Consider the following 18,738-nt stretch of genomic DNA (forward strand, 5'->3'; position numbering starts at 1 on the left):
ATGCGTTCGCACCTCGTGCGCGACCTGCGCTCAGGCGGCAACGCGGCCCAGGTTCAGTTCGCTCGCACGGTCGAATACGTGCAACTTTTCCGGGTCGAGTCCGAGCTCGACCGATGCGCCGGCGCGCAGGCGCAAATGGCCGGCGATGCGCGCGACGACGCGATCTTCCGCGCCGATGGCGAGGGTGAGGATAGTCTCCGCGCCGAGCGGCTCGACGACTTCGGCAGTGCCGTGCAGGCGGCCGTGCGTGGCAGGGGTGTCTTTATCGACGAGGCGCAGCGTCTCGGGACGCAGGCCGAGCCAGACGTCCTGGTGTTCGCAGAGCTTCCATCGTTCGCGCTGCGCCGGCGCCAATGCCAGCGCAAATCCCCGGCCGTTGAAGGCGCCCGCTTCCCAGCGCGCGGGAAGAAAGCTCATCGCCGGCGAGCCGATGAAGCCGCCGACGAATTTGTTGAGCGGGAATTCGTAGAGCTCGATCGGCGCGGCAATCTGCTGGATTTCGCCGTCCTTCATCACGACGATGCGGTCGCCCATCGTCATCGCCTCGACCTGATCGTGGGTGACGTAGATCGTGGTCACGCCGAGGCGGTCGTGCAGCCGGCCGATCGAGGCACGCATCTCGACACGCAGCTTGGCGTCGAGATTCGACAGCGGCTCGTCCATGAGGAACAGCTTGGGCTCGCGCACGATCGCGCGGCCGAGCGCGACGCGCTGGCGCTCGCCGCCCGACAGCGCGGCGGGCTTGCGCTCGAGCAGGGGCTCGAGCTGCAGCATGCGCGCGGCTTCGAGCACGCGTCGGTCGATCTCGGCTTTGCCACGGCCGGCGAGCTTGAGCGCGAAAGCCATGTTCTCGCGCACGCTCATGTGCGGGTACAGCGCGTAGTTCTGGAACACCATCGCGATGTCGCGCTGTTTCGGCGCGAGGTCGTTGACCACCTTGCCGTCGATTTCGAGCGTGCCGCCGGAAATTTCCTCGAGGCCGGCGATCATGCGCAGCGTCGTCGACTTGCCGCAGCCGGAGGGGCCGACGAAGACGACGAACTCGCCGTCGCGAACATCGAGACTGAAGTCCTTCACCGCGACGCGGCCGTCGGCGTAGAGCTTGCGAAGGTTGCGCAGGACGATGGAGGCCATGGCGGGGTGGGCGGCTCGGAGGCGAAATGCAGCAGGGAGGAATGTACAAGAGCGCGCCTGCAAAAACCTACTGCGCTCGAATCCACGGGCGCCGGTTCAAGGGTGCGGCGGCTTTGTCTGCGTTTCGATCCATGCCAGATACGGCGCATGCGCGGCGGCGATGTCGATAGCGACGACTTCGGGCAATTCGTAGGGGTGCAGGGCGAGGATGCGCTCGCGCAACGCATCGAAACGTTCGCGCGTGGTCTTGATGATGAGCAGCTGCTCTTCCTCGCGGTGGAGAAGGCCTTGCCAGCGGTAGGTCGAGATCAGTCCCGGGAGGCGGTTGATGCAGGCGGCGAGGCGTTCTTCGACGAGCACGGTCGCGATGCGCTGGCCGGTTTGCGCGTCGGGGCAGGTGCATAACGCTATGATCGCGGTCATGTCGGATGAGGAAGCAACCATGGTCGTGTACGTATCCTGCCGCGAAAAAATCCTGCGTCAACCCGTTGTCCCGCTCAGCATCGCACAAGTGCTCGTGGCACTGGCTTGTTTTTGCGCCGCGCAGCTTGCCTTTGCGGCTGGCGCGTCGCCGGAAATCAACATCGCGACCTACAACCTGCGCCTCAATACCGCGTCCGACGGCGCAAATGCTTGGCCGCATCGTGTCGACGCGGTCAGGGCGCTGATCCGCTACCACGAGTTCGACATCGTCGGCACGCAGGAAGGGCTGCCCGAGCAGATCACGGATCTCGACGCGATGCCGGGCTTCGCTCACGTCGGCATCGGCCGCGACGACGGCAAGGACGCCGGCGAGCATTCGGCAATCTACTACCGCACGGCGCGTTTCGAGGTCGAGAAGCATGGTGACTACTGGCTAAGCGAAACACCGGATCGCCCCTCCAAAGGCTGGGACGCGAAGTGCTGCAACCGCATCGCGAGCTGGGCGAAATTTCACGATCGCGTCAACGGCAGGCGCTTCTTCGTCTTCAACGTGCACTTCGACCACCAGGGCGAAGTCGCGCGGCGCGAGTCGGCCAAGCTGATGCTGCGCAAGATGCGCGAGATCGCGGGCAACGCCACGATGATCTGCATTGGGGACTTCAATTCGACGCCCGAGACCGAGCAGATCCAGACGATGAAGACGGCATTGCGTGACGCGCGCGAAGTCAGCGCCGAGCCGGCGTACGGCCCGCAGGGCACGTTCGAGGATTTCAAGCTCGACTCGAAGCTGCCCGAGCGCATCGACTACATCTTCGTCGGCCGCGGCGTCGAGGTGCTCAAGTATGCGACGCTGACCGACAGCGTTGAGGCGCGGTTCCCATCGGACCACCTTCCGGTCGTGGCAAGGGTTCGCTTGCCGTAAAGCCTCGGCTGCGGTCAGGTTTTCAACAACTCGCCCGCGCCGAGCGCGAGCAATTCTTCCGCGACCTTGCGGCCTAGCGCCTCGGGCTCGGCGTCGAAGGGGGTCGCGCCCGAAGCGCGGATCAGCCGTCCGTTCGCGGCGTCGCCGACGAGGCCGTGCAACTGCAGGCCGTATTCGGTTTCCACGCACCAGGCGGCGATCGGCACTTCGCAGTTGCCCTGCAGGTGCCGCGTCATCGCGCGTTCGGCGCCGGTGCAGCGCGCGGTCGCGGCATCGTGCAACGGTGCGATCAGCTCTGCGGTGCGCGCGTCGCCGGCGCGCAATTCCACGGCGATCGCGCCTTGCGCCGCGGCAGGCAGCCATTCCGGCGCGGCGAGCCGGCTTTTGATGCGCGCGCCAAGGCCGAGCCGTTCGAGACCGGCGCAGGCAAGTACGATCGCGTCGTAGTCGCCGGCGTCGAGCTTGGCCAGGCGCGTGTTGACGTTGCCGCGCAAGTCGAGCAATTCGAGATCCGGGCGCAGCGCGCGCAGTTGCGCCTGGCGGCGCAGCGAGGACGTGCCGACGCGTGCTCCGCGCGGCAGTTCGTCGATACGGGAGAAGTTCGCGCTGACGAAGCCGTCGGCGGCATCGGCGCGTTCGAGCACGGCGCCGACTTCGAATCCGGCATCGAGCTCCATCGGCATGTCCTTGTACGAGTGCACGGCGATGTCGGCGCGGCGCTCGGCAAGCGCGACTTCGAGTTCCTTGAGGAACAGGCCCTTGCCGCCGATCTGCGCGAGCGGGCGATCGAGGATGCGGTCGCCGCGCGTCGTCATCGGCAGCAGTTCGACGCTCAGCTCGGGATGCGCGACGCGCAGGCGCGCGGCAACGTGTTCGGCCTGCCACAGGGCGAGCGCACTCTGGCGCGTGGCGATTCTGAGGATGTTCATCGGGGCATTTTATCGGCAGGCGTTGCGGCGGTCTCGTCCGCGAATGGTCTTAGCCGCCCTTGGGAACCTCTGATTAACCGTAGCGAGCGAAGAGAATTTGTGCGTCGCCGGAGCGCAGGAACCGGAGTGTACAGTTGAGTACATGAGGATTACATGCCGCTCCTGCGGCATGCCCTGCGGGCCAGCTCCGCTGTTCGCTTTGGCATCCCTGCCTTCGCAGTCCGGGCACCGACGGCGCGCAACATCGAGCGCAGTAAGTTAAACAGAAGTTCCCTTGACGAACTTGCGCAATGCGGGCAGGTTGCGCCGGCTCACCTCGAGCTGTTCGTTGCTGTCGGCCAGGCGCACGAAAATGCGTTCGTCGCTCGTGCGCGAAAGACCGGCGATGCGGTTCTTGGCGACGAGGCAGTTGCGGTGGATGCGTACGAAGCGCTGCTCGAACTCGGCTTCGAGCGTCTTCAGCGATTCTTCGATCAGCACCTCGCCACGCGCATGGTGCACACGAACGTACTTGTCGTCGGCGATCAGGTAGTCGATGTCCGCGACCGCCACCATGACCAGATTTCCGCGCATGCGCGCGCACAGGTGCGTGCGCTGCGCGGACGCGGCGGAATGCAGCTTCGCCAGGGTCTGGCCGCTGTAGCGCTGCGCGCGCGCGAGCGCAGCCTGCAGGCGCTCGAGGCGGATCGGCTTGACCAGGTAGTCCACCGCATTCGCCTCGAACGCGGCGAGCGCATGTTTGTCGTAGGCGGTACAGAAGATCACTGCGGGCGCGGGATCGAGCGTGGCGAGGTGGTGTGCGGCTTCGAGGCCGTTCATCAGCGGCATGCTGATGTCGAGCAGCACAAGGTCGGGGGCAAGCTGCGCGGAAAGCTCGACCGCTGTGCGCCCGTCGCCGGTCTCGCCGAGCACCTCGATGCCGTCGAGTTCGGCGAGCAGGCTCGCCATGCGCGCGCGCGCGGGAGGTTCGTCGTCGACAATCAGGACCTTCATCGTTGGCGAGAGCGTGGCGTCACCGTCATGGAGCGCCCATTCTAGCCCGTATTTCCGCAGCGTTCCGGCTGCGGAAAAAAACCGGGATTGCCCGATCCGATCCGGCGTCGGGTTTACTGCTTCGGCTTTTCCTTCTTGCCCCCGACCAACTTTGTCGCTTCCGCCACGCACTGTTTCAACTTTTGCTTGCCGGACAGGCCGACCATGTTGTCGCAGCAACGCTGGATTTCCGCATCGGTGCGCGCCTTGTAGGCATCGCCCGTGCAAAGCGCTGCTGCCTTGTTGGGATCGCTCATGCCATCGGCGTGTGTCGGCGAGGACATCGTCAGCGACGCGCTGGCGGCAGCGAAAACGAATGCGCAGGTGCGCAGGTTCGGAACGTGCATGAGGGGCTCCTTCGAAAGGTGGATTCAGATCCGCGGACGGACGTCGTTTGTCGTGGCCGGCAGCGGCCCGACAAACTCTGTAGCGGAAAAAGCGCGCAATCGGCTCACGCCGGGCGCGGCGACTCCGTGATTGGCAGTTCGGGCAGCCACAAGGCGACTTCGAAATCCTCGTCGCCCTCGTTCACTCTGAGCGCACCGCGCCGGCCAAAGTGGTATTCGATCCGGCTGCGCGTGTTGGCGAGTGCCATGCCGTTTCGCGATGGTGCACGCGCGCCTTCAGCCGGGCGTGGGTTGGCGATCGTGATCGCGACGCCGTCGCCCTGTCGTCGCGCGCGCAGACTCACCGTGCCGCCGCCGGGCAACGGCTGGATGCCGTGGTGGATCGCGTTCTCGACCAGCGGCTGCAGCAGCAGTGCCGGCACGGGCAGGTCTCCCGGAAGATCGGCGGCGAGATCGAACTGCACGTGCAGGCGTTCGCGCAGGCGCAGTTGTTCGATGGCGAGATAGCGCTGCGCGAGTTCGAGCTCCGCGGCGAGCGTAGACGGCTTGCCGTCGGCACCTAGCGCGGCGCGGAACAGGTCGGAAAGGTCCTCGACCGCGCGTTCGGCCGCGACCGGTTCGGTGCGGATCAGGCTCGCGATCGTGTTCATGCTGTTGAACAGAAAATGCGGGCGGATGCGCGCTTGCAGCGCGTCGAGTCGCGTGCGCGCCTCGGCCTGCACGCGCGCGCGCCACTGCTCGATCACGTAGAAATAGCGCAGCAGCGCCGCGCCGATCAGTGCGCACAGGGCGACGTTGCGCAACAGGAAGCGCCATTGATATTGCGCCGGCAAGGTCAGCTTCAAATTGAGCAACTGGTCGAGCACGAAGGCGAGCGCACTGCCGGTGAGCGTGATCGCGAGCATCAGCAGGTAAGCGACGAGCACGCCGTGCAGGCGCGGCAGGCGCTGCAGCCACGCGCGCGCCTTGCACAGCACGACCACGCACAGCATCGCGATCCATTGTACGAACACGGTCACGGTGCCGAGTCGCGACAGCAGCGGCTGCGACTCGTCGCTCGGCGCGATCAGGATCACGAGCACGGTCAGCTCGGCAATGATCATAACCGCGACGATGACCGGCAGGCTGCAGAAATCCGGCAGCCACGAAGAATCGGGCGTCGACGTCGGCTTCGGTTGCGTGCTCACGCGGGCTTCGCGGCTGTCAGCTCAGGCGTGCGCCGAGCCAGCGGCGCAGGTCGGCGATTTCCTCGGCGCAGACCTGGTGCGCCATCGGATAACTATGCCATTCGACCGCATAACCGAGGCGTTGCAGCGCATCGCGGCTCATCTCGCCGAGGCGCAGCGGCACGATCGGATCGACCGTGCCGTGGCCCATGAAAATGGGAATCGCGCGATTCGCCGGCACGATTTCCACGTCGGTCTTCTCGGCCATCGGCAGGTAGGTCGACAGCGCCATGATACCGCCGAGCTTTTGCGCGTGACGCAGGCCGCCGGCGAGCGCGATCGCGCCGCCCTGCGAGAAGCCGGCGAGGATGATGTTTTCGCCGACTATCCCGCGCGCGACTTCGCGCGCGATCAACTCGTCGAGTTGCGCGATCGATGCACGCATGCCGGCCTCGTCCTGCTTCTGCGCAATCTCCATGCCGGTGATGTCGTACCACGCGCGCATCGGCATGCCGCCATTGACCGTCACCGGCCGCACCGGCGCATGTGGAAACACGAAGCGCAGTGCGGGCCATGCGCGGTCGACGAGTTCGGGCACGATCGGCTCGAAATCGTGCCCGTCGGCGCCGAGGCCGTGCAGCCAGATCACCGCGTGTTTCGGATCGGCGGCGGTTTCGATTTCAACGGTTGGTAGGGGCATGCACGACGAGGCCGGAATGAGGAATTGAGTGGGGAGCTTACCTAGAACCTTCGTCCCCGCAAAACTCGGCAGCGAAGACCGGGCGCAGAAACGGAGTTTTGCAGGCGGTGGCTGTCCAGGTTCCGCTGGTGCCGGCATGACCGTGGCAGGCAGCGGGTGACACCTTTCACTTGTGCAGGTATCCGCGTCCGCTATTCTGCGCCCCTCGCACAACCGGACTTCCCGCATGCTTCGTCGCCTGTTCGTCTTCTTCGCCGCCGTGCTGTTCTTCGTCTCTGCGCTCGCCCATGCGCGCGGCGTGAACGGTGTCGGCGTGGCGGCCGTGCGCATCCCCGATCCGGTCAACGGTGGCCAGACCGACGGCTTCGTGTTCTATCCCGCGAAGCAGCCGACGCGCGGCACGACGGAAATGGGACCTTACGATGTCGCCGCAACGGTGGATGCCGCGGCGATTCCCGGAGCGAAGCCGCTGGTGGTGATTTCGCACGGCAACGGCGGCAGCGCGCTCGGCCATCACGACTTGGCGACGTATCTCGCGGCGCGCGGGTTCATCGTTGCCACGCTCAATCATCCCAAAGACTATTTTCGTGATACGAGCGGCGTAGGCCATATCGAAGTACTGGCCGGTCGCGCGATCCAGGTAAAGGCCGTGATCACGATGCTGCTCGCCGATCCGCGCTGGAAGGCCTTGATCGATCCCGGCCGAATCGGTGTGGGCGGTTTCTCCGCCGGAGGCTACACAAGCCTGCTCGTCGCCGGGGCGAAGCCGAAGTTCGATCGCTTCATCGGCTTTTGCGAACGTTATCCCCAAGACGCCGACGTCTGCGGCCATGCCGACGAGTTCAAGGCCGCCGCCGCGAACGAGGGGCTGACCTTGCAGCAGGTGTTCGACGGTATGCAAGGCCAGTTCGGCCGCTATGGCGACACGGCCGACCCGCGCGTAAAGGCGGCATTCGCGATGGCACCGCTCAGCCTGATCTTCGACGAAACCGGCTTCGAGCGCGTGCGCATTCCGGTCTTTCTTTATTACGGCGAGAATGACCAGGTGCTGCCGCCGGAGGCAAACGCAAAGCATATCCGGCCGCTGATCAAGACCCTGGTCGGCGTGAAGGAAATTCCGAATGCCGACCACTGGGTGTTTCTGCCGCCGTGCTCGCCGGCGTTGGCCAAGGATATCGAGCGCATGTGTCACGATCCGGCAGGCGTCGACCGCGCCGCGGCGCATGTGCAGATCAATGCGGATGCGTTCGCGTTCTTCCGCAAAACCTTGGGCGTGCATTGACGCTTTTTTCGGCGCGCGAGAGGTTTGACGGTCTCGGGACGATTGGTTTGAGGTCGGGCTACATCGCTATCTGTCTTTGAGGAGACATGACTTTCGGCCGCTTGCTTGGATGCAGGCCTCGGCTATGCTGCGCGCTTTGCGCGCAACCGGGATTCACGCATGCCACGCCGTCTGCTCAGCCTCCTTACCGCTTCGCTCGTCTTCGCCTCCGCAGCGGCGCAGGCCGATACCGCATCCACGGCGTCCGCAGCACTGACCCTGGAAACGATCATGGCCGACCCGGCCTGGATCGGCGCCGCGCCGCAGCAGCCGTACTGGTCTGCCGACGGCAAGGCGGTCTACTACTCGGCCCGGCGCGGGACCACAGCGATAGTCGACCTGCATCGCATCGACCTCGCCGCAGGCAAAGATCAAGTCGTCGATGGCGCCGCGATGGCGACGAGCGACGGCAGCGATGCGGTTTACGACCTCGCCGGTACGCGCGCGGCGTTCGCGCGCAACGGCGACATCTTCGTGCGCGACCTGCGCAATGGCGCGCTGAGCCAGGTCACGCGCACGCCGGAGCGGGAATCCGCGCCGCAGTTCTCCGCCGATGGGCGCATGTTGAGCTTCCGTTCTGGCAACGACTGGTTCGTGCACGATCTCGCCAGTCACGTGACCGCACCGGCCGCCGTGCTCAAGGCCGAGAAGGATCCCGAGGCCAAACCGGCCGACGACGACCTGCGCGATTTCCAGCTGCGCACGTTCTCGACGTTGTCGAAGCTCAAGGCCGACAAGGACGCACGCCGCGAACATGCGGAGGAAATGCGCCGCGCCGATTCGACGCGTGCGAGCGCGCCGTTCTTCCTCGGCGACGAGGTGAAGCTGCTCGACACGGAGCTTTCGCCCGACGGGCGCTGGCTGCTCGTGGTGACGATGGCGAAGAAACACGACGAGGGCCGCCGCGGCGAGTTGACCCGCTATGTCACGGAATCCGGCTACGAGGAGCCGGAGAAGGAGCGCATACGCGTCGGTCGCAATGCGCCGGCACCGCAGTCGCTGCAGTTGCTCGACCTCGTCGCGCACAAGGCGTATCCGCTCGCCCTCGACGAGCTGCCCGGCATCCATGACGATCCGCTCAAGAGCGTGCGCGAGGAGAACACCAAGGCTGCAAGCAAGGCCGGCGCCGCGGAGAAAACCGATGCGCAAAAGAAGGAAAAGGCGGCGGACAAACCGAAGCAGCGCGGCGTGCGCATCGTCTCCAACGCCGATGACGGCGGTGGCGGCGGCATCGTCTGGAGCCGTGACGGCCAAGCGCTTGCGATCCAGTTGCGCGCGATCGACAACAAGGACCGCTGGATCGCGACGGTCGACCTCGCCGCGCACAAGCTCGTGCCGCAGCATCGCCTGACCGACCCGGCCTGGATCAACTGGAATTTCAACGAATTCGGATTCCTGCGCGACGAGCGCACGCTGTGGTACGAGTCGGAGGAGGCCGGTTATGCGCATTTGTATACCAAAGCGGCGGGCGCCAAGGCTGCGGCGCTGACGAGCGGAAAATTCGAGGTCTCGCATCCGCAACTGTCGACCGACGGGAAATGGTTCTACCTGCGCGCGAATGCCGAAGCACCCTACGCCTATGATGTCTACCGTGTGCCAGCGGCCGGCGGCAAACTCGAGCGCGTAACCCAGTACAAGGGCATGCAGGATTTCGCCCTGAGTCATGACGACAGGCAATTGCTCGTCACCCATTCGTCGAGCTACGTGCCGGCGCAACTCGCGATCGCCAATGCCGACGGCGCTGGCACTCCGCGAGAACTCGGTGACACGCGCAGTGCGGCGTTCGCCGGCATGACCTGGCTTGCGCCGGAGATCGTCGAAGTGCCGTCAACGCACTTCAAGGGCGTCATTCATGCGAAGTTATACAAGCCTGCGAATGCGGACAAGTCCGCGAAGCGTCCCGCGGTGGTCTTCGTCCATGGCGCCGGCTACCTGCAGAACGTGCACCTGCAGTATCCGGCATATTTCCGCGAGCAGATGTTCCACAACCTGCTCGTGCAGAAGGGCTATGTCGTCATCGACATGGACTACCGCGGTTCGGAAGGCTACGGTCGCGACTGGCGCACGGCGATCTACCGGCAGATGGGCCACCCGGAACTCGAAGACCTGCTCGACGGCAAGAAGTATCTCGTCGACCACGCCAATGTCGATCCGAAACGCGTCGGCATCTACGGCGGTTCGTACGGCGGCTTCATGACCCTGATGGCGCTGTTCCGCGCGCCGGGCGAGTTCGCCGCGGGCGCCGCGCTGCGTCCCGTCACCGACTGGATGCAGTACAACCATGAGTACACCTCGAACATCCTCAACACGCCGCAGGACGATCCGATCGCCTACAAACGTTCGTCGCCGATCGAATTCGCCGACGGCCTGCGCGATCCGCTGCTGATCTGCCATGGCGTGATCGACGACAACGTGTTGTTCGAGGACTCGATGCGCCTGTACCAACGCCTGATCGAGCTGCACAAGGACGGTTTCACGATCTCTCCCTATGCACTCGATCGTCACGGCTTCACCAATGCCGATTCATGGCTGGACGAGTACAAGCGTATCTACCGGCTTTTCGAGCAGAATATCGGCCAGAAAAACTGAGGGGCGCGTCGAGATGAGCGATCTGCCGCGTTGCCCGAAATGCAATTCCGAATACACCTACGTCGACGGTGAGCTGTATGTCTGCCCCGAATGCGCGCACGAGTGGCCGCAGCAGGCCGTGGCGGAAGCCGTCGAGGAAGCGCGCGTCGTGCGCGATGCGGTCGGCAACGTCCTCGCCGACGGCGACACGGTGACCGTGATCAAGGATCTCAAGGTCAAAGGCTCTTCGTCGGTGGTCAAGGTCGGCACCAAGGTGAAGAACATCCGTCTCGTCGACGGCGATCACGACATCGACTGCAGAGTCGAGGGCATCGGTCAGATGGGCTTGAAATCGGAGTTCGTGAAGAAAGCCTAGAACCTATCTCAAAACTACTGCGCTCGACATTTCGCGTGCCGGCGGTGCTCGGACTGCGGAGGCAGGAGGCCGAAGCGAACAGCGAAGCTGGCCCGCAGGGCATGTCGCAGGAGCGGCATGTAATCCTCATTTACTATTTGTAAACTCCGGTTCCTGCGCTCCGGCGACGCACGAACTGTCATCGCTCGCTACGTTTTGAGATAGGTTCTAACCGTTGCCCGGGACGACATCGCCACCAATTGCGATTGAACGGTCGTAGTCCCACAATCGATGCATGACGACAGGGCGGCGTGCGTTGGGGTTTTGGTCGGCGACTGCACTTGTCGTCGGCAACATGATCGGCTCGGGCGTGTTCCTGCTGCCCGCTTCGCTGGCGCCCTACGGGCAGGCCAGTCTCTACGGTTGGGCCCTGTCGGCGTCGGGTGCATTGCTGCTTGCCGGCGTGTTTGCCTATCTCTCGCGGCGCCACCCTGTTGCCGGTGGTCCGTATGCCTACGCGCGCATCGCGTTCGGCGATTTGACCGGCTTCATCATGGCCTGGAGCTACTGGATCTCGGTCTGGTGCGCGGTCGCTGCGATCGCGGTCGCGTTCGCCGGCAGCGTCGCGGCGATCTTCCCCGCGCTTGCCACACCCGCAAATGAAGCGGCGTGTGCGCTGATCGTGTTGTGGCTCGGCACGGCGTTCAACATCGCCGGCGTGCGCACGGCGGGCATCGCCCAGCTCGTCATCACGATCCTGAAACTGCTGCCGCTGTTCGTCATCATCGCGGTTGGCGCAAGCAAGCTCGATGCGCAGTCGTTCACGCCGTTCAATCCGAGCGGACAAGGCTGGCTGTCGGTGACGACGGTGACCGCGGCGCTCGCGCTGTGGGCCCTGCAGGGCATGGAGTGCGCGACGATTCCGGCCGAGCATGTCGATGATGCCGAGAAGACCATTCCGCGTGCGACCCTGCTCGGCGTCGCGCTCGCCGCGGCGGTGACGATCGCGGCTTGCACCGTAGTGCTCGGCCTCGTGCCATTGGATCGGCTGGCCACGTCGACCGCGCCGTTCGCCGACGCGGCGTCGCGCTTGTGGGGGCAGGGCGCAGGTACGGCGATGGCGGTGGCGATGGCCGTGTCCTGTCTCGGCGCACTCAACGGCTGGATCCTCGTTCAAGGCCAGGTGCCGTATGCGGCGGCCTGCGACGGATTGTTCCCGGCGTATTTCGCCCGCGTCGATGCGAACGGTACGCCGCGTATCGGCCTCGTCGTCGGCAGCGTGCTGGCGACCTTGCTCGTGCTCGCGAACTTCGCGGGTTCGCTGGTCGCGGTGTTCACCGCGTCGATCCTGCTCGCGACGGCCGCGGCATTGTTGCCGTACGCGTTCAGCGCGGCGGCGATGCTTCGCCTCGAGTCGCGCCTGGATCGCCCGTCTGGATGGCGCCTCGGCGTCGCCGCGCTGGCGTTCGTCTACGGGCTATGGGCGCTGGTCGGCACCGGGGCCGAGGCCTTGATCTGGGGTGCGGGGTTGCTGCTCGCGGGCATGCCGTTCCACTTTCTGCCCCGCCGTTGAGGGCACTTCGAAAAACCGTATCGCGCAACATCGAGCGCAGTAGGTTCTTCGGGGTACCTTGATAGTTTACGCCGAGGCTGGCGTGTTCAAAAGACTATCGCCGGCAAAGCATCTGCGTCAGGATACGCGCCTTCCCGCGCCCACGGCCAACTCATGTCTTCGACGATGCAGAAGCCGAATCACGCCCTGACCCAAGGTGCGATCGGCAAGACGCTGTTCCTTTTTACTCTGCCGATCCTCGCCGGCAACGTGTTGCAGTCGCTCAACGGTTCGGTCAATGCGATCTGGATCGGCCACGGCCTCGGCGAAGCCGCGCTCGCGGCCGCGTCGAACGCGAACACGATCCTGTTCTTCCTGATCGGTGCGGTATTCGGCGTCGGTATGGCGGCGACGATCCTCGTCGGCCAAAGCATCGGCGCGAACAACCTCGATCAAGCCAAGCGCGCGATCGGCACGAGCCTCGTGTTTTTCATTGTTCTGTCGGTCGTCATCGCCGCGATCGGGCTCGCTCTGGCCGAACCGCTGATGGCATGGATGCACATGCCGGCGGACGCCAAGCCGCTCGCGGTCGCCTATTTGCGCGTCATCTTTCTCGCGATCCCGTTCATCTACGTCATGGCCTTCGTCAGCATGAGCCTGCGCGGCGCGGGCGATGCGCGCACGCCGTTCGTGTTCCTCGTCGTCAACGTCGTGCTCGACATCGCGCTCAATCCGCTGCTCATCTTCGGCTGGGGGCCGGTGCCGCGCATGGGCATCGCCGGTTCGGCGACGGCGACGTTGATCGCGACCGTGCTTACGCTCATGGGCTTGGTCACCTACCTGTATCGCAGCAAGCACTTTCTGCGTATCAAGCGCGAAGAACTGCACTATCTGCGCATCGACCCGGTGATTCTGAAATCGCTCGTCGCCAAAGGCGTGCCGATGGGCTTGCAGATGATCGTGATGTCGACCTCGATGATCGCGATGATCTCGTTGGTCAACAGCTTCGGTGCGCACACGACGGCCGCCTACGGCGCCTGTTTCCAGTTGTGGAATTACATACAAATGCCTTCGCTCGCCGTCGGCATGGCGGCATCGAGCATGGCCGCGCAGAACGTCGGCGCCGGCCTGTGGGACCGCGTCGACAGGGTCGCGCTGACCGGACTTGGCTTCAACGTCCTGCTTACCGGTTGCCTCGTGTCGGTCGTCTATCTGTTCAACCACGGGGCGCTCGGCCTGTTCCTGCCGGCCGACGGTGGGTCGATCGAGATTGCCCAGCACATCAACCGCATCGTGATCTGGTCGTTCATCCTGTTCGGCATCTCGTTCGTGTTCGCTGGCGTCGTGCGCTCGACCGGCGCGGTGATTCCGCCGCTGCTCATCCTCCTCATCGCGCTCTGGATCGTGCGCATCCCGTTTGCCTATGGCTTCGTCGGCGCGTGGGGCGCGGACGCGATCTGGTGGAGCTTTCCGCTCGGCTCGCTGGTTTCCGCAGCGTTGTCGGCGCTGTACTACCGTTATGGCGGCTGGCGCAAGGCGCGCATGCTCGTGCCCGCGGCCGCGGTCAGTGTTGGCAGCGTGGACAGTAGAACGTCGAGCGCTGACCCAGCGTGACCGCACGGATCGTCGCGCCGCAGACCTTGCACGGTTCGCCCGCGCGGCCATAGACGAACAGCTCCTGCTCGAAATAGCCCGGCGTGCCGTCGGGCGAGATGAAATCGCGCAGTGTTGTCCCTCCGCGCGTGATCGCGTAGTCGAGGATGCGCTTCACTTCGTCGGCGAGGCGTTCGTAACGCGCGAGCGACACCGAGCCCGCCGCGCGGTTCGGGTGGATACCGGCAGCGAACAGCGCCTCGGCCGCGTAGATGTTGCCGACGCCGACGACGATCTTCTGGTCCATCAGGAAGATCTTCACCGCAGCCGCGCGACCGCGCGATTTCCTCCACAAATACGCGCCGTCGAAGTCCTCGGCCAGCGGTTCGGGGCCGAGACCGGCAAGCAACTCGTGTGTCGTGCCTGGCGCCTGCCAGAGCTGCGAGCCGAAGCGGCGCGGATCGGTGTAGCGCAGGATGCGCCCCGAATCGAGGCGCCAATCGACATGGTCGTGCGCGCCGGGCGCGACATCGCCCGCGAGTACGCGCAGCGAGCCCGACATGCCCAGATGCAGCAGCGCGCTACCGGCCTGGGTATGCACGAGCAGGTATTTCGCGCGCCTTTCGACCGCCTCGACGCGCTGGCCCGGCAGCCTGTCGCGCAGCGCCTTCGGGATCGGCCAGCGCAACCGTAGTTGGCGCACGACCACCTGGTCGATGCGCCGTCCGATCAGGTGCGGCGCGATGCCGCGGCGCGTGGTTTCAACTTCGGGTAATTCGGGCATGGCTTATTGTCCCATTCAGCTAGAGCGCGACCAAGGGGCCGAACGGGCGTATGAACCGCACCAGTTTCACTGGCGCGGGTTCCGCGGCTGACGTATGATGGCTTGCTATACCCGGGGTAGGGCTTAACGAGACGCATATGTTTGATACTGTTCTGGATTTTCTCAACGGCGGTCTGCTGCAAGCGGGCTGGCTGTTCAAGGTGATCTATTTCCTCATCGTCACTCAGCTGACGATCTTCGCGGTGACCTTGTACCTGCATCGCAGCGCCTGCCACCGCGGCGTCGATTTCCATCCGATCGTGGCGCATATGCTGCGCTTCTGGTCGTGGGTGTCGACCGGCATGGTCACGCGCGAATGGGTCGCGGTGCATCGCAAGCACCACGCCAAGTGCGAGACCGAGGAAGATCCGCATAGCCCGAAGTTCTTCGGCATCAACACGGTGCTGTGGCAGGGCGTCGATCTCTACCGCGTCGCTTCGGTCAATCAGGATACGCTGGAGAAGTACGGCAAGGGCTGCCCGGACGACTGGATCGAGCGCCATCTCTACTCTGCCCACCCGTACTGGGGACCGACGCTGACCTTCGTCGTCAACATCCTGCTGTTCGGGATCTGGGGCGTCGCGATCTCGGCGCTGCAGATGGTCTGGATTCCGTTCTGGGCCGCGGGCGTGGTCAACGGTGTCGGTCATTGGTGGGGCTATCGCAACTTCGAGACCGCGGACATGGCGACCAACCTGTCGCCGTGGGGCCTGTGGATCGGCGGCGAAGAATTGCACAACAACCATCACGCTTTCCCGAGCTCGGCGAAGTTCGCCCTGCGCAAGTTCGAGGTCGACATCGGCTGGGGCATCATCTGCGCGTTGCGCGCGGTCGGCCTCGCCAAGGTGCTGCGCGTCGCACCGACGCTCGACGTGCGTCCGAACATGCAGCTGCCGGACGCGGAGACGATCAAGGCGCTGGTCTCGCACAAGTTCGAAGTGATGAGCGACTACTTCCGCGGCGTGATCGTGCCGACCCTGCGCGAGGACGCCGCCCAAGCCGGCGCCAACCTCAAGGCGGTGCCGCGCGCGCTGCGCCGCGCGCTCGGCAATGGCGGACGCTGGCTCGACGAGCACTCGCGGCAGAAGATGCAGGCGCTGGTCGAGAACCGTCCGACCCTGCGCACCGTTTGCGACTTCCGTGCACGCCTGGCTACCGTACTCGAGCGCAACAGTGGTGGCGCCGAAGCGATGAAGGCGGCACTGATCGAATGGTGTCGCGAGGCGGAAGCCTCGGGCATCGCCGCCCTCGCGGCCTTTGCCGCGCGCCTGCGCGGCTACGCGCTCGCGCCGGTGCGCGCGTAGCGGACTGCGCATCGCGCAGTCCTGAAGCAAGTAAAAGCCGCGGCTTTCGGCGCCGCGGCTTTTTCGTCCTCAAGCTAGAGCTTCCACTCGTCCTGCGGACGAGCGGGTGACTTTTCTTGACTTCGGGCATCCTGCCCTCCGCCGCTTTGCGGCCAGCTCCGCTGTTCGCGCCGCTCCTGCGGCGCAGTGCTCGTGCAAAGAAAAGTCACCAAAAGAAACACGCCCCAGAACATTGCGCCCGGCGCGCATCCTGCGCACCGGGTCCGCGTCAGTGGCCGGGTTCCGCTAATTGCACGTCCCTGTGCAATAGCGGAATGCGCGCGCTCCACGCGCGCACCCCTACGGGGCCTGATCGTCCGCTGCCGCCGCAATGTGATGGGGACCCGGAAGAGCCAAGAGCAGCGCGCATCCTGCGCGCCAGGCTCTGGCACTTGATCTGGTTTTTGATCTTCGGGCCCCCGTTTGCCGCGGCGAGGGCAGGACGGAAATGTCCATGAGGATCGCGCGCACGATGCGCGCGAGTTCGTTGCTTGGACAGGGACGTTCAATCAACGAACCCCGGCCTGTCCTCGCGCACTGCCGCAGGCAGCGCGGCATCCGGGGCGCATTCTCTTTGGTTATCTTTCTCTTGTGCGAGCAAGAGAAAGTAACCCGCGCGCCGGACGCGCGCGGAAAGCGAACGGATGCGACGACAAAAATCAAAGGCCAGAGCAAGACGGCCAAGCTTTGGTTACCGAAAGCGCCGCGTTCGCAAACTGCGCAGCGGGATGCCGAAACTCACATCCGCGCGACGAATCAAGGACGAACAGAAAAACAACTTCACAAATTCTGATAGTTCGGCCCCGATCCACCCTCCGGCGTCACCCAGGTGATGATCTGATACGGATCCTTGATGTCGCAGGTCTTGCAGTGCACGCAGTTGGCGGCATTGATCTGCAGGCGCTTGCCGGCTTGCGTCGATTCGTCGGCGACGATTTCGTAAACACCGGCGGGACAGAAGCGCGTACAGGGGTTCTGGTATTCGCTCGCGCATTTGGTCACGCAGACGTCGGTGTCGGCGACATGCAGGTGCACGGGTTGGTCCTCGTCGTGTTCGGTCGCGGCGAAGTAGACCGAGGCGAGCCGGTCGCGCGGGGCGAGCGTGCGCTCGATGTAGCCGAGGCGCTTCTGGTCTTCGGCGACAGTCTCACTGGGCGCGACTTTTTTTAGCGACGACCAGTCGGCGTGATTCTTCAAGGTCCATGGCGACAGGCCCAGCGTGAGCGTTTCCCAACCCGCGTTGGCGAGGCCGAGCCACAGCCCCTTGTTGAAACCGGGGCGGATATTGCGCACCTTCTTCAACTCGCTCATCACGGCCGAGCCGCGCAGCTTTGCGTCCCAGCCGGTCGGCGAATTCGCCGCGACGACGTGCTCGGCGGCGAGCATGCCCGAGCGGATCGCCTGGTGCGTGCCTTTGATCTTCGGCACGTTGAGCAGGCCGGCGGAATCGCCGATCAGCATCGCGCCGGGCATCTCGACCTTCGGCAGCGACTGGTAGCCGCCTTCGACGATCGCGCGCGCGCCGGCCGAGACGAGGCTGCCGCCGTCGAGCAGCGGCTTGATGTGCGGATGGTTCTTGAGTTGCTGGAACGCCTCGAACGGCGATAGGAGCGCATCGGAATAGTCGAGGCCAGTGACGAAGCCGATCGCGATGCGGTCGTTGTCGAGGTGATAGAGAAAACTGCCGCCATAGGTCGCGTTGTCCATCGGCCAGCCGACCGTGTGCATGACCTTGCCCGGCGTCGTGCGCCCCGCGGGCACCTGCCAGAGTTCCTTGATGCCGATGCCGTAGGTCTGCGGATCGCTGTCGGCATCGAGCTGGTACTTGGCGATCAATTGTTTCGACAGATGGCCGCGGCAGCCTTCGGCGAGAATCGTGATTGGCGCAAGGATGTCGATGCCTTGCGTGTAGCCCGGCTTGTGCTTTCCGTCCTTGGCCACGCCCATGTCGCCGATGCGCACGCCGCACACGGCGCCCCCGTCGCCGAACAGCGGTTCGCTCGCGGCGAAACCTGGATAGATTTCGACGCCGAGTGCCTCTGCCTGCGGCGCGAGCCAGGCGCACAGCGCACCGAGCGAGACGATGAAGTTGCCGTGATTGTGCATCTGCGGTGGCGTGATCGGTGATTTGATCGCGCGCGCCTGATCGGGCAGAAACCAGAATTCGTCCTCGGTCACCGGCACGCAGATCGGCGGTGGATTCTTGCCCCACTCGGGTAGCAGCTCGTTGAGCGGCTGCGGCTCGATCACGGCGCCGGAAAGGATCTGCGCGCCGATCGTCGACGCCTTCTCGATCACGCAGACGCGGATGTCGGGCTTGAGCTGCTTGAGCCGGATCGCGAACGCGAGGCCGGCGGGTCCGGCGCCGACGGTGACGACGTCGTATTCCATCACATCGCGGGGAGTGGGCTCGCTCATGCTGGCAGGCTCATTGTTGGTTGCAAAACCGGGCATCCTGCCACGGCTTGCAAGAAAACGGTCGAGGCGAAGCCGCGCCACGTTTTCCGCGACCAGCGCTTCTGTGCTCGTC

17 protein-coding genes are annotated in these 18,738 nt (G+C 64.8%); 8 read left to right on the forward strand and 9 right to left on the reverse strand.

What is annotated here, in order from left to right:
* Window positions 1-30 precede the first annotated feature (30 nt).
* Together F455_RS0107430 and cutA are read right to left on the reverse strand one after the other, a co-directional pair.
* A complete protein-coding gene (locus F455_RS0107430) occupies window positions 31-1,134 on the reverse strand; it encodes an ABC transporter ATP-binding protein (protein ID WP_018972652.1) in 1,104 nt (367 codons plus the stop codon).
* 96 nt (window positions 1,135-1,230) lie between these two features.
* On the reverse strand, window positions 1,231-1,557 hold the full coding sequence (gene cutA, locus F455_RS0107435) for a divalent-cation tolerance protein CutA (RefSeq protein ID WP_018972653.1): 327 nt from the start codon (window positions 1,555-1,557) through the stop codon (window positions 1,231-1,233).
* A 19-nt stretch (window positions 1,558-1,576) separates the two neighbouring features.
* Here cutA and F455_RS0107440 point away from each other — a divergent pair, with 19 nt between their 5' ends.
* Entirely contained in the window at window positions 1,577-2,479 is a 903-nt protein-coding gene (locus F455_RS0107440) for an endonuclease/exonuclease/phosphatase family protein (protein WP_157578518.1), read from the forward strand.
* Window positions 2,480-2,493: 14 nt separating this feature from the next.
* Here the strand turns inward: F455_RS0107440 and hemC are convergent, their stop codons facing one another.
* The 5 genes from hemC to F455_RS0107465 form a co-directional block, all read right to left on the reverse strand.
* A complete protein-coding gene (gene hemC / locus F455_RS0107445; protein WP_018972655.1) occupies window positions 2,494-3,408 on the reverse strand; it encodes a hydroxymethylbilane synthase in 915 nt (304 codons plus the stop codon).
* A gap of 258 nt (window positions 3,409-3,666) precedes the next feature.
* Window positions 3,667-4,401, reverse strand: a complete 735-nt coding sequence (locus tag F455_RS0107450) for a LytR/AlgR family response regulator transcription factor (protein WP_018972656.1) — start codon at window positions 4,399-4,401, stop codon at window positions 3,667-3,669.
* 113 nt (window positions 4,402-4,514) lie between these two features.
* Window positions 4,515-4,787 carry a hypothetical protein gene (locus F455_RS0107455; RefSeq protein WP_018972657.1) on the reverse strand — a complete coding sequence of 91 codons (273 nt, stop codon included), beginning with the start codon at window positions 4,785-4,787 and terminating at the stop codon, window positions 4,515-4,517.
* A 104-nt stretch (window positions 4,788-4,891) separates the two neighbouring features.
* Window positions 4,892-5,974 carry a sensor histidine kinase gene (locus tag F455_RS20060; RefSeq protein ID WP_018972658.1) on the reverse strand — a complete coding sequence of 361 codons (1,083 nt, stop codon included), beginning with the start codon at window positions 5,972-5,974 and terminating at the stop codon, window positions 4,892-4,894.
* A gap of 16 nt (window positions 5,975-5,990) precedes the next feature.
* Window positions 5,991-6,653 (reverse strand): alpha/beta hydrolase, encoded by a 663-nt coding sequence (locus tag F455_RS0107465; protein ID WP_018972659.1) that lies wholly within the window; start codon window positions 6,651-6,653, stop codon window positions 5,991-5,993.
* 226 nt (window positions 6,654-6,879) lie between these two features.
* Here F455_RS0107465 and F455_RS0107470 point away from each other — a divergent pair, with 226 nt between their 5' ends.
* From F455_RS0107470 to F455_RS0107495, 5 genes are all read left to right on the forward strand, one after another.
* Window positions 6,880-7,935 carry an alpha/beta hydrolase family protein gene (locus tag F455_RS0107470; RefSeq protein WP_018972660.1) on the forward strand — a complete coding sequence of 352 codons (1,056 nt, stop codon included), beginning with the start codon at window positions 6,880-6,882 and terminating at the stop codon, window positions 7,933-7,935.
* Between the two features lie 159 nt (window positions 7,936-8,094).
* Window positions 8,095-10,563 (forward strand): alpha/beta hydrolase family protein, encoded by a 2,469-nt coding sequence (locus F455_RS0107475; protein ID WP_026293172.1) that lies wholly within the window; start codon window positions 8,095-8,097, stop codon window positions 10,561-10,563.
* Between the two features lie 13 nt (window positions 10,564-10,576).
* Window positions 10,577-10,918, forward strand: a complete 342-nt coding sequence (locus F455_RS0107480) for a zinc ribbon domain-containing protein YjdM (RefSeq protein ID WP_018972662.1) — start codon at window positions 10,577-10,579, stop codon at window positions 10,916-10,918.
* Window positions 10,919-11,192: 274 nt separating this feature from the next.
* On the forward strand, window positions 11,193-12,470 hold the full coding sequence (locus F455_RS20065) for an amino acid permease (protein WP_033408942.1): 1,278 nt from the start codon (window positions 11,193-11,195) through the stop codon (window positions 12,468-12,470).
* A 153-nt stretch (window positions 12,471-12,623) separates the two neighbouring features.
* Window positions 12,624-14,063 (forward strand): MATE family efflux transporter, encoded by a 1,440-nt coding sequence (locus tag F455_RS0107495; protein ID WP_018972665.1) that lies wholly within the window; start codon window positions 12,624-12,626, stop codon window positions 14,061-14,063.
* On the opposite strand, the gene mutM is transcribed toward F455_RS0107495, so the two are convergent.
* Window positions 14,014-14,826: a bifunctional DNA-formamidopyrimidine glycosylase/DNA-(apurinic or apyrimidinic site) lyase gene (gene mutM / locus F455_RS0107500; RefSeq protein WP_018972666.1), complete on the reverse strand. Its 813-nt coding sequence runs from the start codon at window positions 14,824-14,826 to the stop codon at window positions 14,014-14,016. The two genes, F455_RS0107495 and mutM, sit on opposite strands and share 50 nt — an antisense overlap.
* Before the next feature lie 137 nt (window positions 14,827-14,963).
* On the opposite strand from mutM, the gene F455_RS0107505 reads away from it, so the two are divergent.
* On the forward strand, window positions 14,964-16,169 hold the full coding sequence (locus tag F455_RS0107505) for a DesA family fatty acid desaturase (RefSeq protein WP_018972667.1): 1,206 nt from the start codon (window positions 14,964-14,966) through the stop codon (window positions 16,167-16,169).
* A gap of 493 nt (window positions 16,170-16,662) precedes the next feature.
* The gene (locus tag F455_RS22900) at window positions 16,663-17,001 is read left to right on the forward strand and encodes a hypothetical protein (RefSeq protein WP_157578520.1); all 339 of its coding nucleotides are present in this window, start codon (window positions 16,663-16,665) and stop codon (window positions 16,999-17,001) included.
* Here F455_RS22900 and F455_RS0107510 read toward each other — a convergent pair.
* Window positions 16,989-18,626: an electron transfer flavoprotein-ubiquinone oxidoreductase gene (locus F455_RS0107510; RefSeq protein ID WP_026293173.1), complete on the reverse strand. Its 1,638-nt coding sequence runs from the start codon at window positions 18,624-18,626 to the stop codon at window positions 16,989-16,991. The genes F455_RS22900 and F455_RS0107510 overlap by 13 nt on opposite strands.
* Window positions 18,627-18,738: the final 112 nt, after the last annotated feature.

The organism is Rudaea cellulosilytica DSM 22992 (assembly GCF_000378125.1).
GTDB lineage: Bacteria > Pseudomonadota > Gammaproteobacteria > Xanthomonadales > Rhodanobacteraceae > Rudaea > Rudaea cellulosilytica.

Excerpts from the sequence above, each read along its gene's own strand:
- F455_RS0107440 (WP_157578518.1), top strand. The coding sequence starts at position 1,577 with ATGGTCGTGTACGTATCCTGCCGCGAAAAAATCCTGCGTCAACCCGTT.
- F455_RS20065 (WP_033408942.1), top strand. The coding sequence starts at position 11,193 with ATGACGACAGGGCGGCGTGCGTTGGGGTTTTGGTCGGCGACTGCACTT.
- cutA (WP_018972653.1), bottom strand. The coding sequence starts at position 1,557 with ATGACCGCGATCATAGCGTTATGCACCTGCCCCGACGCGCAAACCGGC.
- mutM (WP_018972666.1), bottom strand. The coding sequence starts at position 14,826 with ATGCCCGAATTACCCGAAGTTGAAACCACGCGCCGCGGCATCGCGCCG.
- F455_RS0107480 (WP_018972662.1), top strand. The coding sequence starts at position 10,577 with ATGAGCGATCTGCCGCGTTGCCCGAAATGCAATTCCGAATACACCTAC.
- F455_RS0107450 (WP_018972656.1), bottom strand. The coding sequence starts at position 4,401 with ATGAAGGTCCTGATTGTCGACGACGAACCTCCCGCGCGCGCGCGCATG.
- F455_RS0107505 (WP_018972667.1), top strand. The coding sequence starts at position 14,964 with ATGTTTGATACTGTTCTGGATTTTCTCAACGGCGGTCTGCTGCAAGCG.
- F455_RS0107470 (WP_018972660.1), top strand. The coding sequence starts at position 6,880 with ATGCTTCGTCGCCTGTTCGTCTTCTTCGCCGCCGTGCTGTTCTTCGTC.
- F455_RS0107510 (WP_026293173.1), bottom strand. The coding sequence starts at position 18,626 with ATGAGCGAGCCCACTCCCCGCGATGTGATGGAATACGACGTCGTCACC.
- F455_RS0107495 (WP_018972665.1), top strand. The coding sequence starts at position 12,624 with ATGTCTTCGACGATGCAGAAGCCGAATCACGCCCTGACCCAAGGTGCG.
- F455_RS0107475 (WP_026293172.1), top strand. The coding sequence starts at position 8,095 with ATGCCACGCCGTCTGCTCAGCCTCCTTACCGCTTCGCTCGTCTTCGCC.
- hemC (WP_018972655.1), bottom strand. The coding sequence starts at position 3,408 with ATGAACATCCTCAGAATCGCCACGCGCCAGAGTGCGCTCGCCCTGTGG.
- F455_RS0107465 (WP_018972659.1), bottom strand. The coding sequence starts at position 6,653 with ATGCCCCTACCAACCGTTGAAATCGAAACCGCCGCCGATCCGAAACAC.
- F455_RS22900 (WP_157578520.1), top strand. The coding sequence starts at position 16,663 with ATGAGGATCGCGCGCACGATGCGCGCGAGTTCGTTGCTTGGACAGGGA.
- F455_RS0107430 (WP_018972652.1), bottom strand. The coding sequence starts at position 1,134 with ATGGCCTCCATCGTCCTGCGCAACCTTCGCAAGCTCTACGCCGACGGC.
- F455_RS0107455 (WP_018972657.1), bottom strand. The coding sequence starts at position 4,787 with ATGCACGTTCCGAACCTGCGCACCTGCGCATTCGTTTTCGCTGCCGCC.